Source organism: Mesorhizobium sp. M7A.F.Ca.US.002.01.1.1 (genome assembly GCF_004022955.1).
Classification (GTDB): Bacteria; Pseudomonadota; Alphaproteobacteria; order Rhizobiales; family Rhizobiaceae; genus Mesorhizobium; species Mesorhizobium ciceri.
In genome coordinates, this window is record NZ_RZQE01001007.1 from 1 (window position 1) to 700 (window position 700).

Below are 700 nucleotides of genomic sequence, written 5' to 3' on the forward strand. Positions count from 1 at the left end.
AATCTGAACCTGTCGTTCATCGGCCCTTCAGGCTGCCTTTGGCATGTTGCCCGCACCATCAATGCGGCCAAGGCCGAAGGAGACGAAGACATGCTGACCCGCCGTACTCTTGCCGCCGCGCTGATCGCGGCGATTGCCATGCCAAGCCTGGCCGCAGCCCAGGCGACAACGCCTTCGGCCGCGACGATCGAGCGGAAGCTCGAGGCGGCACCGCGTGTGAAATTGCGGCCGAACGAGCGCGTCACCATCCGGGAATTCAAGCGGCGCCCGGATTTGCGCCGCATGGCCCGCTCGATCGATATCCAGTCGATCAACTTCGCCTTCGGTTCGGCGGCTATTGCCAACTCGCAATACGACAAGATCGAGACTATTGCCGACGCGCTGCGGCGAATCCTGCGCCGCGATCCCGGCGCCCGCGTGCTGATCGAAGGCCATATCGACGCCGTCGGCTCCTTCCAGTCGAACCAGGCCCTGTCCGAACAGCGCGCCGCTTCGCTCAAGCGCACATTGGTGCGCGAATTTAGGGTGCCCGGCCATGCACTGGAAACGGTTGGTTACGGTGAGGAGTTTTTGCTGGTGCAGACGCAGAACGAAAACTGGCAGAATCGCCGGGTGACGCTGCGCCGCTTCGACGATTTCATCCGTTGAGTCGCAGCTCCGAAATTTAATTAGCCGGCGCCTTTGACAGGAACCTGATGAG

At 61.9% G+C, this 700-nt stretch carries 1 protein-coding gene; it reads left to right on the forward strand.

Annotated features, from left to right (window positions below; all coding sequences use genetic code 11):
- Positions 1 to 90: 90 nt before the first annotated feature.
- On the forward strand, positions 91 to 648 hold the full coding sequence (locus tag EN932_RS37405) for an OmpA family protein (RefSeq protein ID WP_127369297.1): 558 nt from the start codon (positions 91 to 93) through the stop codon (positions 646 to 648).
- Positions 649 to 700: the final 52 nt, after the last annotated feature.